Source organism: Micromonospora sp. NPDC049175 (assembly GCF_043197345.1).
Classification (GTDB): Bacteria; Actinomycetota; Actinomycetes; order Mycobacteriales; family Micromonosporaceae; genus Micromonospora.
In genome coordinates this window covers 1,038,582-1,054,532 of record NZ_JBICSY010000002.1, presented here as the reverse complement: position 1 = coordinate 1,054,532, position 15,951 = coordinate 1,038,582, and the positions used below count along the sequence as shown (strand labels likewise).

General features: G+C 72.1%; 19 protein-coding genes. 16 read left to right on the top strand and 3 right to left on the bottom strand.

Annotated features, from left to right (window positions below):
• Positions 1-78 precede the first annotated feature (78 nt).
• Positions 79-1,662: a methylmalonyl-CoA mutase gene (locus tag ACGFH8_RS11950; RefSeq protein ID WP_393366324.1), complete on the bottom strand. Its 1,584-nt coding sequence runs from the start codon at positions 1,660-1,662 to the stop codon at positions 79-81.
• A 206-nt stretch (positions 1,663-1,868) separates the two neighbouring features.
• Between ACGFH8_RS11950 and ACGFH8_RS11945 the strand changes: the two genes are divergently transcribed.
• Positions 1,869-3,932 carry a serine/threonine-protein kinase gene (locus tag ACGFH8_RS11945; protein ID WP_393366322.1) on the top strand — a complete coding sequence of 688 codons (2,064 nt, stop codon included), beginning with the start codon at positions 1,869-1,871 and terminating at the stop codon, positions 3,930-3,932.
• Positions 3,933-3,979: 47 nt separating this feature from the next.
• Positions 3,980-5,656, top strand: coding sequence for a phospho-sugar mutase (locus tag ACGFH8_RS11940; protein WP_393366320.1), 1,677 nt, complete (start codon positions 3,980-3,982; stop codon positions 5,654-5,656).
• Between the two features lie 10 nt (positions 5,657-5,666).
• Here the strand turns inward: ACGFH8_RS11940 and ACGFH8_RS11935 are convergent, their stop codons facing one another.
• Both ACGFH8_RS11935 and upp read right to left on the bottom strand, forming a co-directional pair.
• On the bottom strand, positions 5,667-6,344 hold the full coding sequence (locus ACGFH8_RS11935) for a GPP34 family phosphoprotein (RefSeq protein WP_393366318.1): 678 nt from the start codon (positions 6,342-6,344) through the stop codon (positions 5,667-5,669).
• Between the two features lie 75 nt (positions 6,345-6,419).
• Positions 6,420-7,052, bottom strand: a complete 633-nt coding sequence (gene upp, locus ACGFH8_RS11930; protein WP_393366316.1) for a uracil phosphoribosyltransferase — start codon at positions 7,050-7,052, stop codon at positions 6,420-6,422.
• 126 nt (positions 7,053-7,178) lie between these two features.
• Here upp and deoC point away from each other — a divergent pair, with 126 nt between their 5' ends.
• The 14 genes from deoC to ACGFH8_RS11860 all read left to right on the top strand — a co-directional run bounded on the left by deoC (position 7,179) and on the right by ACGFH8_RS11860 (position 15,788).
• Positions 7,179-8,207, top strand: coding sequence for a deoxyribose-phosphate aldolase (gene deoC, locus ACGFH8_RS11925; protein ID WP_393366314.1), 1,029 nt, complete (start codon positions 7,179-7,181; stop codon positions 8,205-8,207).
• Positions 8,208-8,460: 253 nt separating this feature from the next.
• Positions 8,461-9,414, top strand: a complete 954-nt coding sequence (locus ACGFH8_RS11920) for a hypothetical protein (protein WP_393366312.1) — start codon at positions 8,461-8,463, stop codon at positions 9,412-9,414.
• Complete coding sequence (locus ACGFH8_RS11915; RefSeq protein WP_393366310.1) at positions 9,411-9,548, top strand: hypothetical protein; 138 nt, start codon at positions 9,411-9,413, stop codon at positions 9,546-9,548. Before ACGFH8_RS11920 ends, ACGFH8_RS11915 begins: the two co-directional genes overlap by 4 nt.
• Positions 9,548-9,706 carry a hypothetical protein gene (locus ACGFH8_RS11910; RefSeq protein ID WP_393366309.1) on the top strand — a complete coding sequence of 53 codons (159 nt, stop codon included), beginning with the start codon at positions 9,548-9,550 and terminating at the stop codon, positions 9,704-9,706. The genes ACGFH8_RS11915 and ACGFH8_RS11910 overlap by 1 nt, the downstream gene beginning before the upstream one ends.
• On the top strand, positions 9,706-10,005 hold the full coding sequence (locus ACGFH8_RS11905; protein WP_393366308.1) for a hypothetical protein: 300 nt from the start codon (positions 9,706-9,708) through the stop codon (positions 10,003-10,005). The genes ACGFH8_RS11910 and ACGFH8_RS11905 overlap by 1 nt, the downstream gene beginning before the upstream one ends.
• On the top strand, positions 10,002-10,202 hold the full coding sequence (locus ACGFH8_RS11900) for a hypothetical protein (RefSeq protein ID WP_393366306.1): 201 nt from the start codon (positions 10,002-10,004) through the stop codon (positions 10,200-10,202). The genes ACGFH8_RS11905 and ACGFH8_RS11900 overlap by 4 nt, the downstream gene beginning before the upstream one ends.
• Complete coding sequence (locus ACGFH8_RS11895) at positions 10,199-10,321, top strand: hypothetical protein (RefSeq protein ID WP_393366304.1); 123 nt, start codon at positions 10,199-10,201, stop codon at positions 10,319-10,321. Before ACGFH8_RS11900 ends, ACGFH8_RS11895 begins: the two co-directional genes overlap by 4 nt.
• The gene (locus ACGFH8_RS11890; protein ID WP_393366302.1) at positions 10,318-10,992 is read left to right on the top strand and encodes an NUDIX domain-containing protein; all 675 of its coding nucleotides are present in this window, start codon (positions 10,318-10,320) and stop codon (positions 10,990-10,992) included. The genes ACGFH8_RS11895 and ACGFH8_RS11890 overlap by 4 nt, the downstream gene beginning before the upstream one ends.
• Positions 10,989-11,996 carry an ABC transporter permease gene (locus ACGFH8_RS11885; RefSeq protein WP_393366301.1) on the top strand — a complete coding sequence of 336 codons (1,008 nt, stop codon included), beginning with the start codon at positions 10,989-10,991 and terminating at the stop codon, positions 11,994-11,996. Before ACGFH8_RS11890 ends, ACGFH8_RS11885 begins: the two co-directional genes overlap by 4 nt.
• The gene (locus tag ACGFH8_RS11880) at positions 11,993-12,142 is read left to right on the top strand and encodes a hypothetical protein (RefSeq protein ID WP_393366299.1); all 150 of its coding nucleotides are present in this window, start codon (positions 11,993-11,995) and stop codon (positions 12,140-12,142) included. Before ACGFH8_RS11885 ends, ACGFH8_RS11880 begins: the two co-directional genes overlap by 4 nt.
• Positions 12,142-12,585 carry a DUF3307 domain-containing protein gene (locus ACGFH8_RS11875; RefSeq protein ID WP_393366297.1) on the top strand — a complete coding sequence of 148 codons (444 nt, stop codon included), beginning with the start codon at positions 12,142-12,144 and terminating at the stop codon, positions 12,583-12,585. Before ACGFH8_RS11880 ends, ACGFH8_RS11875 begins: the two co-directional genes overlap by 1 nt.
• A 17-nt stretch (positions 12,586-12,602) precedes the next feature.
• Positions 12,603-12,824 carry a hypothetical protein gene (locus ACGFH8_RS11870; RefSeq protein ID WP_357368536.1) on the top strand — a complete coding sequence of 74 codons (222 nt, stop codon included), beginning with the start codon at positions 12,603-12,605 and terminating at the stop codon, positions 12,822-12,824.
• 81 nt (positions 12,825-12,905) lie between these two features.
• Entirely contained in the window at positions 12,906-14,645 is a 1,740-nt protein-coding gene (locus tag ACGFH8_RS11865) for a helicase HerA domain-containing protein (protein ID WP_393366295.1), read from the top strand.
• A 135-nt stretch (positions 14,646-14,780) separates the two neighbouring features.
• Positions 14,781-15,788: a multiprotein-bridging factor 1 family protein gene (locus tag ACGFH8_RS11860; RefSeq protein WP_393366293.1), complete on the top strand. Its 1,008-nt coding sequence runs from the start codon at positions 14,781-14,783 to the stop codon at positions 15,786-15,788.
• Positions 15,789-15,951 lie beyond the last annotated feature (163 nt).

The window sequence follows — 15,951 nt, the reverse complement described above, 5'->3', positions numbered from 1 at the left end:
ACGGGCGCACACCGTGTGCGTCAGCGGTCCTCCACCCGGTACCCGCCCAGCGCGACGGACACACCGCGACCGGGACGCTCAGAAGCGATCGGTGGGCCGGTACAGCCCCCACACCTCGCGCAGCGTCCCGCACACCTCACCCACGGTGGCCCGGGCCCGCAGCGCCTCCTTCATCGGGTAGAGCACGTTGTCCGAGCCCTCCGCGGCGGTCCGCAGGTCGGCGAGGGCCTGCGTCACGGCCGCGCCGTCCCGCTCGGCGCGCAGCCGCGCCAGCCGCTCGGCCTGGGCCGCCTCGATCGTCGGGTCGACGCGCAGCGGCTCGTACGGCTCCTCCTCGTCCACGGCGAACCGGTTGAGCCCGACCACCACCCGCTCACCCGAGTCGATCTCCTGCGCGATCCGGTACGCGGACTGCTCGATCTCCCGCTTCTGGAACCCGGCCTCGATCGCGTCCACCGCCGAGCCGTGATCGGCCACCCGCTCCATCAACTCGAGGGCGGCGGCCTCGATCTCGGCGGTCATCGCCTCCACCACGTACGACCCGGCGAACGGGTCGACGGTGGCGGTCAGGTCCGTCTCGTACGCCAGCACCTGCTGGGTACGCAGCGCGAGCCGGGCCGCCTTCTCGGTGGGCAGCGCGATCGCCTCGTCGAAGCTGTTGGTGTGCAGCGACTGCGTGCCGCCGAGCACCGCGCCCAGCCCCTGCACCGCCACCCGGACCAGGTTGACCTCCGGCTGCTGCGCGGTGAGCTGCACGCCCGCGGTCTGGGTGTGGAAACGCAACATCATCGACTTCGGATCCTTCGCGCCGAAGTCGTCGTGCATGAGTCGGGCCCAGATCCGCCGGGCGGCGCGGAACTTCGCCACCTCCTCGAGCAGTGTGGTGCGGGCCACGAAGAAGAACGACAGCCGGGGCGCGAAGTCGTCCACCGCGAGCCCGGCGGCCAGCGCCGCCCGCACGTACTCCACGCCGTTGGCCAGGGTGAACGCGATCTCCTGCACGGGTGTCGCGCCGGCCTCGGCCATGTGGTAGCCGGAGATGGAGATGGTGTTCCACTTCGGCACCTCCTTGCGGCAGTACGCGAACGTGTCCGCGACCAGGCGCAGCGACGGCTTCGGCGGGAAGATGTACGTCCCCCGGGCGATGTACTCCTTGAGGATGTCGTTCTGGATCGTGCCGTTGAGCGCCGCGCCGGGCACCCCGTTCTCCTCGGCGACGAGCTGGTAGAGCAGCAGCAGCACCGAGCCGGGCGCGTTGATGGTCATCGAGGTGGAGACCTTGTCCAGCGGGATGTCGGCGAAGAGCAGCCGCATGTCCTCGATGGAGTCGATGGCGACGCCCACCTTGCCGACCTCGCCGTGCGCGATCGGCTCGTCGGAGTCGTAGCCCATCTGGGTCGGCAGGTCGAACGCGACCGAGAGGCCCATCGTGCCGGCCCGCAACAGCTGGTGGTACCGCGCGTTGGACTCGGTGGCGGTGCCGAAGCCGGCGTACTGACGCATGGTCCACGGACGGGAGGTGTACATGGTGGGGTAGACCCCCCGGGTGTACGGAAACTCGCCGGGGGCGCCCAGCCGGGAGTCCAGGTCCTCCGGAAGGTCCGCGCCCGTGTAGACGCCCTTGATCGGAAAATCGGACTCGCTTGACCGCCGTTGGTTCATCCCCGGATGGTAGGACGCGCCGGCGCGTCGTCGGGTGAGGGATACCGCACAGCCCGTTCCGAGCCGTCGACAGGAGGTGAACGACGAGGCACTTTCTGTCGAGTTCGACAAACGTCCGTCGCGTCGGCTTTCGCATCGGGCGTCGGAACCAGCAAGATAGGGGAGTTGTGTCCCAGCCCCCCTCGATTTCCCCCGGTGGCTTTTCTGTGACTCAGATCCCGACGTGGAGCGGCGGACCCGTCAGTCCCGCCAACGGCCGCGCAGCACCCGGCACCACCATCGGTGACCGGTACGCGCTGCGGTCCTCGGTGGGCAACGGCGGCATGGGCACGGTGTGGCGTGCCACCGACACCCTGCTGCGCCGCGACGTGGCGGTGAAGGAGGTCGTCCTGCCTCCGGGGCTGGCCCCCAGCGACCGCGACGCCATGTACGAACGCACCCTGCGCGAGGCGCGCGCCGCCGCCGCCATTCAGCACCCGGCGGTGGTGCAGGTGTACGACGTGGTCACCGAGGCCGGTCGGCCGTGGATCGTGATGGAGCTGCTGGACGCCCGCAGCCTCGCCGACATGGTGATCGAGGACGGGCCGGTCGCGCCCCGCGCCGTCGCCAAGATCGGCATAGCGCTGCTCGGCGCGTTGGAGGTGGCGCACGCGATCGGCGTGCTGCACCGCGACGTCAAACCGGCAAACGTGCTGATCTGCTCCGACGGGCGGTGTGTGCTCACCGACTTCGGTGTCGCTCGGATGCCCACCGACGTGCAGCTCACCACCCCCGGCATGGTGCTCGGGTCGCCGCACTTCATCTCGCCCGAGCGGGCCATGGGCCAGGAGTTCGGCCCGCCGAGCGACCTCTTCTCGCTGGGTGTGACGCTCTACACGGCGGTGGAGGGGCGACCCCCGTTCGACAAGGGTGACCCGATCGAGACCATGCACGCGGTGGTCGAGGACCCGCCGGCCCCGCCGCAGCGCAGCGGCCCGCTGACCCGCGTGCTGATGGGCCTGCTGGAGAAGGACCCGGCCCGGCGACTGGACGTGCACACCTCCCGGGCCATGTTGCGCGAGCTGCTCGCCGGCCCGCTCGGCAGCACCGCCACCGCGGTGCACTCGGTCACCGACCCGTACGCGGTGGTGCCGGTGCAGCAACGCCCGGTGCCGGTTCTCCCGCCGCCGCCCCCGCCGGAGCCGAAGCCGGACCACCAGATCGGTGGCCCGGCGATGCTGGCCCCGAACGAGTCCCTGACCGACCGGCTGGCCTCGCTGCGTCGGGGCGAGCGCCCCCAGCCGGCCACCCCGGCCGGTGCCACCGGGTTCGACGAGACGAGCGCCGACGCGTTGGCCGGCCCGTTGCACACGCCCACCGGCGCGATGCCCGGCCCGGGCCAGCCGTCCTCCGGGCGCACCTACGGTGGCAGCGCCGACACCACTCAGCGGGTGGACGCCGGCGGGCACCCGGACGCCACCCAGCGGGTCAGCTACGGCAACTCGGCCGACGCCACCCAGCAGGTCGGATACGGCGGCGCGCCGGAGGCAACCCAACGCATCGGCGGCACCTACGGCGGTGGCAACCAGTGGTCGGTGCCCGGCACCGGCCAGCCCTGGGCCACCTCGCCCGCCGCGCCGGCCGGCGGCGCTCTCGGCAGGGTCCGCGCCACAGGTGGTCAGCTCGTCGGCACGGTGAAGGCTTGGCCCCGCAAGGTGCAGCTCGCCGCGGCCGGCGGGTTGGCCGTCGTGCTGCTGCTCACCGTGGTGGCCCTCACCAGCGGCGACGACCCCTCGCCGAACAGCCCGGCGGCGCAGCCACCCGCGTCCGCCCCGGCGGCTCCCACCGTCGAGATGGAGCAGCACGCGGCCCGCGGCATCCAGGTCATGGTGCCGAAGGGGTGGAAGAAGGCCACCGGCGGCACGTACACCGACTACATCGACCCGGAGGACAGCGGCCGCAAGGTCCGCATCATCACCGAGAAGTGGTCGACCGACTCCAACCGCTGGGCGGAGACGGCGGCGAACGGCCTCCAGACCAGGAGCACCTCCTGCGTCAAGCCGTACCAGCAGCTCAACGCCACTGCGACGGAACTGGACAGCAAGCCGGCCGCCGAATTCGAGTACACCTGCGGCGAGGGCGACGTCATGCGGCACGGCGTCTGGCGTGGCGTGGCCGAGGGCGGCAAGGCGTACTCGTTCTACCTCACCTCGACGGACGCCAAGTTCGCGGCGAGCAAGCCGATCTTCGACGAGATGGCCAGGACGTTCAAGCTCACCGGGACAGGCTGAGCCGAGGGAACCGCCAGCGGTGATCCGCCGCCGTGCTATCAAGAGGCATGGCGGCGGACACCACTGACATCGACGACATTCGCGAGCAAGCCCAGCGCTGGCTGGCCGACGACCCCGACCCGGCCAGCCGGGACGAGCTGACGGCGGTGCTCGACCGGCTGCCGGCGAGCGCCCCGGAGCTGGCCGACCGGTTCGCCGGTCCGCTGACCTTCGGCACGGCGGGCCTGCGCGGCCCGCTGCGTGCCGGCCCGAACGGCATGAACCTCGCCGTGGTCACCCAGGCCGCTGCCGGCCTGGTCGGCTGGCTCGCGGCCCAGGGTGGCACCGGTCCCCTGGTGATCGGGTACGACGCCCGGCACGGCTCCCGGCAGTTCGCCGAGCGCACCGCCCAGGTGGCCACCGGGGCGGGCCGCCCGGCGCTGCTGCTGCCCCGCCCCCTGCCCACCCCGGTGCTGGCGTACGCGGTGCGCCAACTCGGCGGGGTCGCCGGAGTGATGGTCACGGCCAGCCACAACCCACCCCAGGACAACGGCTACAAGGTCTACCTCGGCGCGGAGCTGGGCGGTGAGCTGGGTGCCGGCGCGCAGATCGTGCCGCCCGCCGACGCCGGTATCGAGGCGGCCATCCGGGCGGTCGGCCCGCTGACCCAGGTGCCGCTGGGCCCACCCGGGCAGGTGCTCGGTGACGACCTGGCCGCCTCGTACGTGGAACGGGCCACCGCCGTGATCGACCCGGACGGGCCCCGGGACCTGACCGTGGCGTACACCCCGCTGCACGGGGTGGGCGCGGCGGTGCTCACCGCGGCCTTCGCCAGCGCCGGTTTCCCGGTGCCCGGTGTGGTGCCCGACCAGGCCGAGCCGGACCCGGCGTTTCCGACTGTGTCGTTTCCCAACCCGGAGGAGCCGGGGGCGGTGGACCGGTTGATCGCGCTGGCCGACTCCACGGGCGCGGACCTCGCCATCGCCAACGACCCGGACGCCGACCGCTGCGCGGTGGTCGTCCGCGACAGCGCGGACGGCGGGCAGGCCTGGCGGATGCTGCGCGGCGACGAGGTGGGCGTACTGCTCGCCGACCACCTGATGCGCCGTGGGGTGACCGGGCTCTACGCCACCACGATCGTGTCGTCGTCACTGCTGCGGGCGATGTGCGCGGCCCGGGGCCTGCCGTACGACGAGACGCTCACCGGTTTCAAGTGGATCGTCCGGGCCGGCGGCGGCAGCGCACCGCTTGTCTTCGGCTACGAGGAGGCGCTCGGCTACTGCGTGGCGCCCGAGCACGTCCGGGACAAGGACGGCATCACCGCCGCGCTGACCGTGGCCGAGCTGGCCGCCGGCCTGAAGACGCAGGGCCGTACGTTGACCGACCGGCTGGACGAGTTGGCCGCCGAATTCGGCGTACACCACACCGACCAGCTCTCCGCCCGGGTGGACGACCTCCAGGTGATCACCGACGCGATGGCCCGGATCCGGGCGGACACCCCGACCACCCTGCTCGGGCACCCGGTCGACAGCGTCCGGGACCTGCTACCCGAGGCGGACGTGGTGATCCTGCGTACCGGGGTGGCCCGGGTGGTGATCCGCCCGTCCGGGACCGAGCCGAAGCTCAAGGCGTACCTCGAGGTGGTGGAGCCGGTCGTGGACGGTGACGTCCGGACGGCCCGCGGCAGGGCGGCGCAGGCGGTCGCCGCCCTGCGCGGCGAGATCGCCACAGCTCTGGGGCTGTGACCGGCGGGGGTCAGCGGCGGGGGCCGAGGGCCTGGTCGACGGCCCGGCCCAGGGCGGCGACGACCAGGCCGACCGAGGGACGGACCACCGAGTCGTCGGTGCTCACCTCGCCGGAGAAGCCGGCGCCGGTGGCGATCTCCTCCAGCCGGCGGCGCGCGTCGGCGGCGGTCTCGCCGTCCACCCCGAGCGCGGCCTCCATCCGCAGCACCACGACCAGGGTGGCCAGCGCGGCGGTCCGCTCGTCCGGGGCCGCCGCGCCGGTCAGCGCCTCGGCCAGCCGCTGCCGGGTCTCCGCCTCCACGGTGGCGTCCACGACCGGGTAGCGGTGCACGTGGATGAAGCCCAACTCGGTCTCGTCGACGTCGCGGACCACACCCTGGCTGCACAGGTCGCCGAGAATCCGGTCCCGCAGGCCGTGCCGCAGGCGCTGCACCCAGGAAGCCGGGCTGTGCGGGGTGTCGGCCGCGACCCGGCCCAGCACCTCGTCGGCGACCGGCTCGCCGGTGGGCGTCGGGTCGATCACTGCCAACGATCCGTCGGCGTACGCGATCCGGCCGGCCAGGGCCAGCTCGACCAGCACCGCGGCGGCCATGCCCAGGTCCAGGCTGATTCGGGGCATGGTCGCCTTGCCGGTCGTGTCGTCGTAGGCGAGGAGCAGCAACTCCTCGGCGAGCGCAACACAAGTCATGGCCGGAGACGGTAGCGGGTCCGTGCACACCGCGCACGGACCCGCCGAACCCGGCACCGACCGGTTGTGCCGCCCTCAGAACCGGGGCATGCCGCCGAACTGGCGGTCGCCGGCGTCCCCGAGCCCGGGGACGATGAACATGCGGTCGTTGAGCCCCTCGTCGATCGAGGCCGTGACCAGGCGCAACGGCAGACCGGAGCGTTCCAGCCGCTCGATGCCGACCGGTGCGGCGAGCACGCAGACGACCGTGATGTCGGTGCAGCCGCGGTCGGCCAGCAGCCGACAGGAGTGCTCCAGCGAGCCACCGGTGGCCAACATCGGGTCCAGCACCAGCACCGGCAGCCCGGCCAGGTCGCGGGGCAGCGACTCCATGTACGCGCGCGGCTCGTAGGTCTCCTCGTCGCGGGCCAGGCCGACGAAGCCCATCGAGGACTCCGGCAGCAGGCCGAGCGCGGCGTCCGCCATGCCCAGGCCGGCCCGCAGCACCGGGACCAGCAGCGGCGGGTTGGCCAGCCGGGTGCCCTCGGTGCCGGTGACCGGCGTCTGCACCGCGTACCGCTCGACGGGGAAGGTGCGCGCCGCCTCGTACACCAGCATGGTGGTCAGTTCGTGCAGCGCGGCCCGGAACGTCGAGGAATCGGTGCGCGCGTCCCGCATGGCGGTCAGTCTCGACTGGGCCAGCGGGTGGTCAATGACGTGTACGTCCACGATCGCTCAACCTACCGGTCCGTACGGCACGCCGGTGCGGGTGCGGTCGGACCAGCGACGCCGCTCACGTCCGGCGGCCCGCTGTGAGCAAGATCACTTGGCGTTCCGGTGCGTAGACTTCGGGGCATGACGGCGACAACGACGTCGGCCCGGTCGGAGCTCTCCGAGCTGGGACGATCCGAGACCGCTCTGCGGACCTTCCTGCACGGCCTACCGGGCGTGGACCAGGTCGGCGCGGAGCAGCGGGCGGCACAGCTCGGCACCCGATCCATCAAGACCACCGCCAAGGCCCAGGCGATCGACCTGGCGATCCGGATGGTCGACCTGACCACCCTGGAGGGCGCGGACACCCCCGGCAAGGTGCGCGCGCTCGCCGCGAAGGCGCTGCGCCCCGACCCGGCCGACCCGACCTGCCCGCACGTCGGCGCCGTGTGCGTCTACCCGGCGATGGTCCCGTACGTCGCCGAGGTGCTGCGCGGCAGCGCCGCCGGGGCCGGACGGCCAGCCGGCGGACCGGTCGAGGCGGACGGCTCGGCGCCGGCCGGACCCGGCATCGTGCACCTGGCCAGCGTGGCGACGGCATTTCCGTCCGGCCAGGCGCCGCTGGAGATCAAGCTCGCCGACACCCGGGCCGCCGTGACGGCCGGCGCCGACGAGATCGACATGGTGATCAACCGGGGCGCGTTCCTGGCCGGGCGGTACTCCGAGGTCTACGACGAGATCGTGGCCACCAAGGAGGCCTGCGGCGACGCCCACCTCAAGGTGATCCTGGAGACCGGCGAGCTGGCCACCTACGACAACGTGCGGCGGGCCTCCTGGCTGGCCATGCTGGCCGGCGGCGACTTCATCAAGACCTCCACCGGCAAGGTGCCGGTCGCGGCGACGATGCCGGTGACGCTCGTGATGCTGGAAGCGGTCCGCGACTTCCGCGAGGCGACCGGGCGGCAGGTGGGCGTGAAGCCCGCCGGTGGCATCAAGACCACCAAGGACGCCATCAAGTACCTGGTGATGGTCAACGAGACCGTCGGCCCGGACTGGCTCGACCCGGACTGGTTCCGCTTCGGCGCGTCCAGCCTGCTCAACGACCTGCTGATGCAGCGCACCAAGCTGACGACCGGCGTCTACTCCGGTCCCGACTACTTCACCCTGGACTGAGCGGCCGTTCTCGCCGACCTGCGAGAACGGCCCACATAGCGCCTCTGACCAGGCGAAACACTACGGAGCACCCCGGGTTACTACGGGGTGCTCCGTGCTGTCGTGCGCCCCGAATGCGCCCCAGATTGCTCTCAGTGGTTGTGCTGGACGTCCCACACAGTTATTGTGTGTTCAACGCACAACTAAAGACGGGCCGGGCAGGAGTTGGCGCTCCTGTGATCCCGGCCCTTGATCGCCTAGTAGGAGGCGACCCGTGAAGATTCTTGCATCCGCATCCGTCCCGTCGGAGCACCGGCTCGACGGCGCCACCACCACCGATCTGGCCCTGATCCGCGCCGACCTGGCCCAGCGGATCCAGGAGCTGGACAGCACGTACGTTCAGCCGCTCACCGACGCGGAGGTCGCTCTCCGGCTCGGTGTCGCTGAGCAGGAGGTCCGGGCGGCCCGCTTCCCGATGAACCGGGCGTACGCCGGTCGCGCCGACATCCCGACCCAGCGGGCAGGCACCGTCGTTACGACGGGAGCTGACGACGAGCTGCTGACGCTCGGCCGCCGGGCGTGGGAGCTGGCCCGCACCTCCGCGCAGCCGATGAGCGACAAGCAGTTGGCGGTGTGCTTCGGCACCAGTGAGGCCCGGATCAGCCGGGCGCTGCTGGCGCACCTGAACACCCAGCCCGCCGCCGCAGCGTCGCTCGCGGCCGGTCGCAGCGTGGAGGCCCTGCTCGCGGCCGACCAGCACGCCACGTACGACGAGGTTGCCGCCGACCTGGGCATCACGGTCGACCAGGCGGTCGACGCCCGCAACAACCTGCTCTGCTGGACGACCGGCGTGACGCGGCTGGTCCGGATCCCCGAGAGTGTCGAGGGGCTGACCAACTTCCTCGGTCGCCCGCTGGTCCGCTGCTCGGTCGCGTGGTGCTCGGGAAACTGCACGTTCGATGACGAGTTCGCCTCGGGCGAGTTCTCCCACAGCCGGACGCTGGTCGACGACCAGGTCGCCGATGGCTCGTCGATCGGTGAGCGCCGCCGCCTGTTCGTGCAGCTCCAGGAGTTCCACTCGCCGATCGACGACGACGTCGAGGAGACGTCGATCTACCTGTCCACCGGCGACACCGACGAGTACGGGGCGAAGCTGACCCTGGACGAGGCCGAGCGCCTGGCCCTGTCGATCCTCGCCGGTGTGCGTGCCGCTCGGGCCGCCCGATGAGCGGCCGTAGCGAGTCCCGCACGGTGCTGATGCCCTGCGGCTGCTACGTCACCGTCTGGGGCAACGCCGCGCGACCCGCTTCGTGCGGCACCCGCAACTGCGCGGGGCCCGGCTCGCTGAAGGTGACCCGCTGATGCGCGGCATGGTTGACCGCCTGGTCGCGCGCACCGTCCTGGTGTGCGCGGCCCTGGCCGTCCTCGCGTTCGCCCACAACCACACCAGCCAGCCCTGCGCCAGCAACGAGGCCGGCGCCGGCGGCATGTGCGTGTCGACGAGCTGGGCGGCCCGCTGATGCGCCGGCCCATCGTGCACCCGAGGTGGTGCTACCCGAGCGAGTGCACCGTCACCGCTCAGGGGACCGGGTCGCACGGCTCTCGCTACTTCTACGTCGACGAGCGGATCACCGTGCAGCTCGTCAAGCCGGAGTCCATCGGCCGACCCACCATCCACATCGCCGTGTGGCGCGACGACCAGCAGCCGGCGGTGAACGTCGAGCCCCGCGAGGTCATCACGTTCTCGGTCGAGCGTGCGTCGCTGCTCGTGAACACGGTCGCGGACATGATCGAGCGCGTTGGGAGTGACCAGTCATGAACGAGTACGAGCTGCTGCTGCTGATCGTGGGCGGCGGCGTGGCCGTCCCCACCACCGTGTTCGTCATCGCCCGCCACCTGGTGCTGCGCGACAACCCCCGCGCTGCCCGTGAGGCGCGCGTGGTCGGTCACCTCCAGGTGGCCAACGCCGAGGCCCGGCGGCAGGCCACCCAGCGAGCCCGGGAGATGGCCCGATGACGCTCTGGACGTGCAAGGCGTGCGGGCTGCTGATCGTGCCTGACGGCACCTCTCAGGCCGCGTTGACCCGGGCCATGGAAGCCCACAAGAAGGTCTGCACGAAGGGAGACGCCCGATGACCGCCCGCACCTACACCCACCCGAGCGTGATCGACGGGATCGCCGCTGGGGCGTCCTGGGCGGATCCGGAGATGGACCCCACCCGCATCGACTGGGCCACCCGGCGTGCCGCCGCCGCGATCCCGTTCCCCCTCGTTGACGGCCGACCGGTCAACCCGTACGCGCCGACCGGCATCCGGTACGGGCGCAACGAGCTGGGCCACTGGGGCGAGGCGCAGGCGGCCGACGCGATCGTCACGGCGGTCACTCCGCGCGGGTGGCGGTGGCTGGTCATGGTCGAGCGCGACGACGATCGCGGGTGGGCGCTGCCCGGCGGTCACGTCGACCCGGGCGAGACGGCTCTGGCCGCCGCTGTGCGGGAGCTGGCCGAGGAAACGGGCCTGACCATCGACCCGGCCCGGGAGCACCACGAGGTGTTGCCCGCCCGGTACGTGCCCGACCCGCGCGCCTCCGACGAGGCGTGGATGGTCACCACCCCTGTCCGCTTCAACCTCACCAAGTGCATGGGCGACCTGCCGCGCGTCAAGGGCATGGACGACGCCCGCCGAGCCGAGTGGGTGCCGGCCGACACGTACGCCGACCTGGTCAACCACCTGGCCAGCATCCACGGCGGCACCGTGTTCGCCGCCCACCGTGACCTGCTCGCCGAGATCCTGGGAGAGAACCGATGACCGCCCCCGCCGCCAATGGCACGAAGTACCCGCAGCCCGTCGACGAGCTGCTGCCGGCCGCCCGGGAGATCGCCAAGGAGTTGGGCGAGGTGCCGGCCCGTAACGAGCTGATGCGCCGGTTCCGGATCGGTGCACCGAAGGCCGGGGAGCTGCGCGACCTCCTGATCGCCGAGCGAGCGCGGGAGATCATGGCCCGGGACACCACGACCTACAACCTGGTTCGGGGCGGCACTGGTGGCGCGTCGGACGCCGACCTGGTCGCCGCGGCCCGGCGGATCGAGGTGGACCCGACCGCGCCCGACTACCACCGGGAGTTGGCGCGGGAGCTGCTCCAGCGGCACGGCGCGCCGGCCGTCGACCCGTGGGACTACGCGGAGCCGATCGGCCCGGACCCGCTGCCGCCGATGTGCATCGGCAGCACCAACGGCTGCACCCACTGCGTACCCGAGTCCGTGCCGGTGGTCGAGCCGGTTCCGACCCCCGTCGTTACGCCGGTGGTTGCCGAGCCGATCGAGCAGGTCGCGCCGGTCAGTCACCCGGGCACGGAGGGCGAGCCCAAGAAGGACAAGCCGCTCGCCGTATGGCCGGTGTGGCTGCTCATGCTGCCGGCGTTCGTGGCCGTGTGGGCGGGCTGGGTGGAACTGGGCAAGCTCACCGGGTTCGGGCCGGTGGACCTGCTCCCCGGGTTCACCCGCGACGGCGGCCCGCTGGTCACGATCGACACGGCGATCACCCTGCCGATCGGCATGGAGACCTACGCGGCGTACGCCCTGTACGTGTGGCTGTCCGGGCGAACCTCGGGCAAAACCCGCAAGTTCGCCATGACGTCCGCGCTCATCGCGCTGTCGCTGGGCGCTGGAGCGCAGATCACCTATCACCTGATCGCCACCCCGACGACCGGAGCGCCGTGGCAGATCACGACGGTCGTGGCGTGCCTGCCGGTGGTCGTGCTCGGCATCGGCGCCGCGCTGGGCCACCTCGTGCGAGAGGACGCCAAGCGATGACCACCGTGCCGAACACGATCACGGACGAGCAGATGGCCGACCTGTCCCGTCGGGCGCAGAAGGCCGCACCGCCCATGTTCAGCGACGCCGCGATCAAGCACCGCAAGGCGTCGGCCGCCCAGCAGCAGAAGGCAGGGCAGAGCTGATGACCGGGACGTTCGCGGCGGTGTTCGTGGCCCTCTACGCCGCTCACCAGGTCGCCGACCACTGGATCCAGACGCAGCACCAGGCCGACCACAAGGGGCGCGCCGGGTGGATCGGGCAGTGGAACTGCGCCAAGCACGTCGTCACCTATGGCGCGACGCAGCTCGTCGCCCTGGCGCTGCTCGCCGCAGTGACCGGGTGGCAGCCGGCGCTGGCCCCGATGGTGCTCGGCATGGCCGTCAACCTGGCCAGCCACTACATCGCCGACCGGCGCACCCCGCTGTTCCGGCTGGCCCTGGCCACCGGCTCGGCGGTGTTCTGGAAGCTCGGCACCCCCCGCGCTGACCGGGACGACAACCCGTCGCTCGGCACCGGGGCGTACGCCCTCGACCAGTCCTGGCACATCGGGTGGCTGTTCGTCGCCGCCCTGATCATCTCCGTCTGACCGAAGGGAGCCCAGCCATGGGCCTGTTCAGCAGCAAGCCGAAGCCCGCACCGCCGATCAACCGGGACGTGGTGAGGAACCTGCTCAAGCTCGGCATGGCCGAGACCGACGCCGCCGACCGCGACATCGACAGCCCCGAGTTCGACGCCGCCAAGACCAAGTTCGAGCGCGCATTTCGCGCCGCTGCGCCGGCCGACCAGACCGCCGCCTACGAGGCCCTGCGGCGGCACGGCTACTGACCCGAACCAAGCGCGGTGCCCGGCCCACAGCCTGCCAGCCCGGCCGGGCACCGCTTCCCCCACGAAGGAGGAAAGATCAGCATGGCAGATGACATCGAACGCCTGGTCCGCCGACTGCACCGCCGGCGGATCGCTCTGCGCCTGACCTACCGATTCCTGGCCGGTCGGCCGCTGTCCGGGCGTGACGGCTACCCGTATCGCCACCGTGGCGCCGGCCGCCTCGCCGGCTGGCAGCGTCAGGCGTTCCGCCTCGGGATGCCCACCGCCGCCGGGGTGGCCGTGGCCCTGCCCGAGCAGACCCTCACCGGAGCGTCCCTGCTCGGGCTCGCCGCGGCGTGGCGGGGCCGGCAGCGCCTCGTGCAGCGGCGGTTTCACCGCGAGTACATCGCGCCGACCCTCGCCGCGATCATCCCGCCGCTCGGGCTACAGACCGGCGTACAACTCCACGTTGACCCGTCGCTGGGCAACCTCACCCCGCGCCTGGCGAAGCCGCTCTCACCGGCCGAGGAAGCCGTCAGGCTGCTCTACGGCGAGCGCATCGAGCCGGTGCTTCGGTGGCTGCCCGAACGGGCACAGCGCGGTCTGTGGGCCGTCCAGCGGCAGGCCCGGCCGCTCACGTCGCGGCTGGAGGTGTTCCGCCGCCCCGGTGAGGAGCTGGGCCCGCGTATCGAGGTGCTGATCGACTCCCCGTACCTGACGAAGGAACAGAGGCAGCTCGTGTCGTCGATCATCGGCAGCAAGATTCCCGTAGCTGACCTCGTCGAGTCGTGGCACCAGATCGGCCCGAAGGTCCGCGCCCGGTGGACCGTCCGCAAGCGGCCCCCGGCGAAGGTCGGCCACGACCAGGTCGCCGCGCACTTCCCGAAGCTGCCCGACTGGGAGTTCTACATCGGGCAGGGCGCGGGCGACAAGCCCGTCGTCATCTCCCTACGCGAGGACTCGCCGCACATCGCCGTCAGCGCCGGCTCGGGCGCCGGGAAGTCGGTGCTGGCCCAACTGATCGCCGTGCAGGTGCTCGCCCGAGGCGGCCGGGTAACCATCCTCGACCGGAAGGGCTCGCACCGCTGGGCCCTCGGGCAGCCTGGCGTCGACTACTGCGCCCGGCCCGACCAGATGCACGACGCGATCCTGCGGAAGGCCGCCCTGGCGGACGAGCGGAACACCCTGGCCATGCACGAGGAAGAGGACTGGGACCCGGGACCCCGGGACCTCGTCATCTGCGAGGAACTCAACGCCACCATCGGGCAGTTGGCGAACTACTGGATCGAGGTGCGGGAGAAGGGCGAGCCGAAGCGGTCGCCGGCCATCGCCGCTCTCGCCGACCTGCTGTTCATGGGCCGCTCGGCGAAGGTCAACGTTCTGGCAATCGCGCAGATGCTCACCGCGCGGGCTATCGGCGGCCCGGAAGCGCGGGAGAACTTCGGCATCCGCTGCCTGGCGCGGTACACGGCGAACAACTGGAAAATGCTCGTACCTGAGGCGTCCATGCCGCGGGCATCGCGGACGCTGGGCCGGTGGCAGATCGTCATCGGTGGACAGGCCACCGAGGTCCAGGTGGCCTACCTGACGACCGCACAGGCACGCGCCCTCGCCACGTCCCCGGCAGACCCTGATAACGGCCTGAGCAGGGATGTCCCTGGGGACGGGGACATGATGACCTTGCGGGACGCCATCGACGCCGGGGTGCTGCCCTGGTCGTACGAGGCAGCCAAGAAGCGGATGCAACGGCGCGTCGGGAAGGTGCCCGAGCCGCGAGGGAGTCGGGGCAACGCCGACCTGTACGCCCGCACCGACCTCACCGAGTGGGCCGGCGCCAAGTAGCCCAGCACGACGAACGGCCCGCCGGGGGTGATCCTGGCGGGCCGTTCGCTGTCCCTGGTCGGTGTACCGTCCGAAGTGGCGGGCTGCCGGGGTAGAGGCCGGTTGCCCGCCCCCGTCCTCTACCGGGAGCACACCATGCCAGCCCGCATCCGCACCATCGTTGACCCACGGTTCCCCGCTGCCCTCGCCCGCCTACGCAGCGAGCGCGGGTTGTCGCTGCGCGACCTGGCCAGGCTGGGTCACTTCAGCAAGAGCTACCTGTGTGACTTGGAGAGTGCGCGCACGCGGCCAACGGTCGAGGTGGCCGCGCAGCTCGACAACCTCCTTGGCGGTGGCGGCGCCCTGGTCGCCCTGGTCGCCGACGCGCCCGCGGTGACGACTCCCGACGACGCTCAGCGGCTCGCCCACGTGATCGCGCACCCGACCCGCCTCGACGCGGCCAGCGTGCACCTGCTCGCGGACGTGCTGGCCGCGCAACGTCGCCTCGACGACGTCCTGCCCGCGCCGATGATGCTGCCCTGGTCGGTGCCGCAGTGGCGCAGCGTGCAGTCCCTCGCCACTGCAGCCCGAGGCCCGGCCGCCGCCGAGCTGCACACCGTGGCCGCCGAGTGGACCCAGTTCGTGGGCTGGCTGCACGCGGAGGCCCGCAACGACGCCGACGCGGTGAGGGTGCTCGACGAGGCGACCGCCCAGGCCGACGCGGTCGCCTCCGGGCCGCTGGCCGCGCAGGCGCTGAACTTCCGCGGCTACCTGGAGCGCCAGCGTGGCAACCCGAGGGGCATCGTCCGCTACTTCCTGGCCGCGTACCACACACCGGACGCGTCGCTGTTGCAGCGGATCGGGGACGCCGTCCAGGCCGCGCACGGGTACGCGCTGCTGGGCGACCAACCCGCCGCCGTGCGGCTGCTCGGTGAGGCCAGCGACCTCACTACCGCCGCTGAGTCGGCCGCACCGCCGGCTACCGCGTACTGGCTGTCGCCGACGTTCAGCCGGATGGGCCTCGGGTTGGCGTACCTGGCACTCGGCGACCGGGTCGCCGCGGTGGACAACCTGCGGGCAGGGCTCGCCGGCCTGCCCGCTGACCAGCGCGACGCGGAGTGGACGCAGGAGTACCGGCAGGCACTGGTGTCCGCCACCGCGTGACCTGTCCGCCACCTGTTCCCGGACAGCGTTGAGCTTCCTCCCCATTCGCGACGCTCCGTAACGTCCCGTGCACGGGACGGCGTTCGCGACCATCGGCGCCGGCCCGCCAGGGAGGGCAGGGGTGGCCGTGTCGGACGGACCGGCCGCCTCCGCTCCTGAGGCG

Coding starts and splice junctions, on each gene's coding strand:
- ACGFH8_RS11950 (WP_393366324.1), bottom strand. CDS start 1,662: ATGAACCAACGGCGGTCAAGCGAGTCCGATTTTCCGATCAAGGGCGTC.
- ACGFH8_RS11940 (WP_393366320.1), top strand. CDS start 3,980: ATGGCGGCGGACACCACTGACATCGACGACATTCGCGAGCAAGCCCAG.
- ACGFH8_RS11935 (WP_393366318.1), bottom strand. CDS start 6,344: ATGACTTGTGTTGCGCTCGCCGAGGAGTTGCTGCTCCTCGCCTACGAC.
- deoC (WP_393366314.1), top strand. CDS start 7,179: ATGACGGCGACAACGACGTCGGCCCGGTCGGAGCTCTCCGAGCTGGGA.
- ACGFH8_RS11915 (WP_393366310.1), top strand. CDS start 9,411: ATGAGCGGCCGTAGCGAGTCCCGCACGGTGCTGATGCCCTGCGGCTGC.
- ACGFH8_RS11910 (WP_393366309.1), top strand. CDS start 9,548: ATGCGCGGCATGGTTGACCGCCTGGTCGCGCGCACCGTCCTGGTGTGC.
- ACGFH8_RS11905 (WP_393366308.1), top strand. CDS start 9,706: ATGCGCCGGCCCATCGTGCACCCGAGGTGGTGCTACCCGAGCGAGTGC.
- ACGFH8_RS11900 (WP_393366306.1), top strand. CDS start 10,002: ATGAACGAGTACGAGCTGCTGCTGCTGATCGTGGGCGGCGGCGTGGCC.
- ACGFH8_RS11895 (WP_393366304.1), top strand. CDS start 10,199: ATGACGCTCTGGACGTGCAAGGCGTGCGGGCTGCTGATCGTGCCTGAC.
- ACGFH8_RS11890 (WP_393366302.1), top strand. CDS start 10,318: ATGACCGCCCGCACCTACACCCACCCGAGCGTGATCGACGGGATCGCC.
- ACGFH8_RS11885 (WP_393366301.1), top strand. CDS start 10,989: ATGACCGCCCCCGCCGCCAATGGCACGAAGTACCCGCAGCCCGTCGAC.
- ACGFH8_RS11880 (WP_393366299.1), top strand. CDS start 11,993: ATGACCACCGTGCCGAACACGATCACGGACGAGCAGATGGCCGACCTG.
- ACGFH8_RS11875 (WP_393366297.1), top strand. CDS start 12,142: ATGACCGGGACGTTCGCGGCGGTGTTCGTGGCCCTCTACGCCGCTCAC.
- ACGFH8_RS11870 (WP_357368536.1), top strand. CDS start 12,603: ATGGGCCTGTTCAGCAGCAAGCCGAAGCCCGCACCGCCGATCAACCGG.
- ACGFH8_RS11865 (WP_393366295.1), top strand. CDS start 12,906: ATGGCAGATGACATCGAACGCCTGGTCCGCCGACTGCACCGCCGGCGG.
- ACGFH8_RS11860 (WP_393366293.1), top strand. CDS start 14,781: ATGCCAGCCCGCATCCGCACCATCGTTGACCCACGGTTCCCCGCTGCC.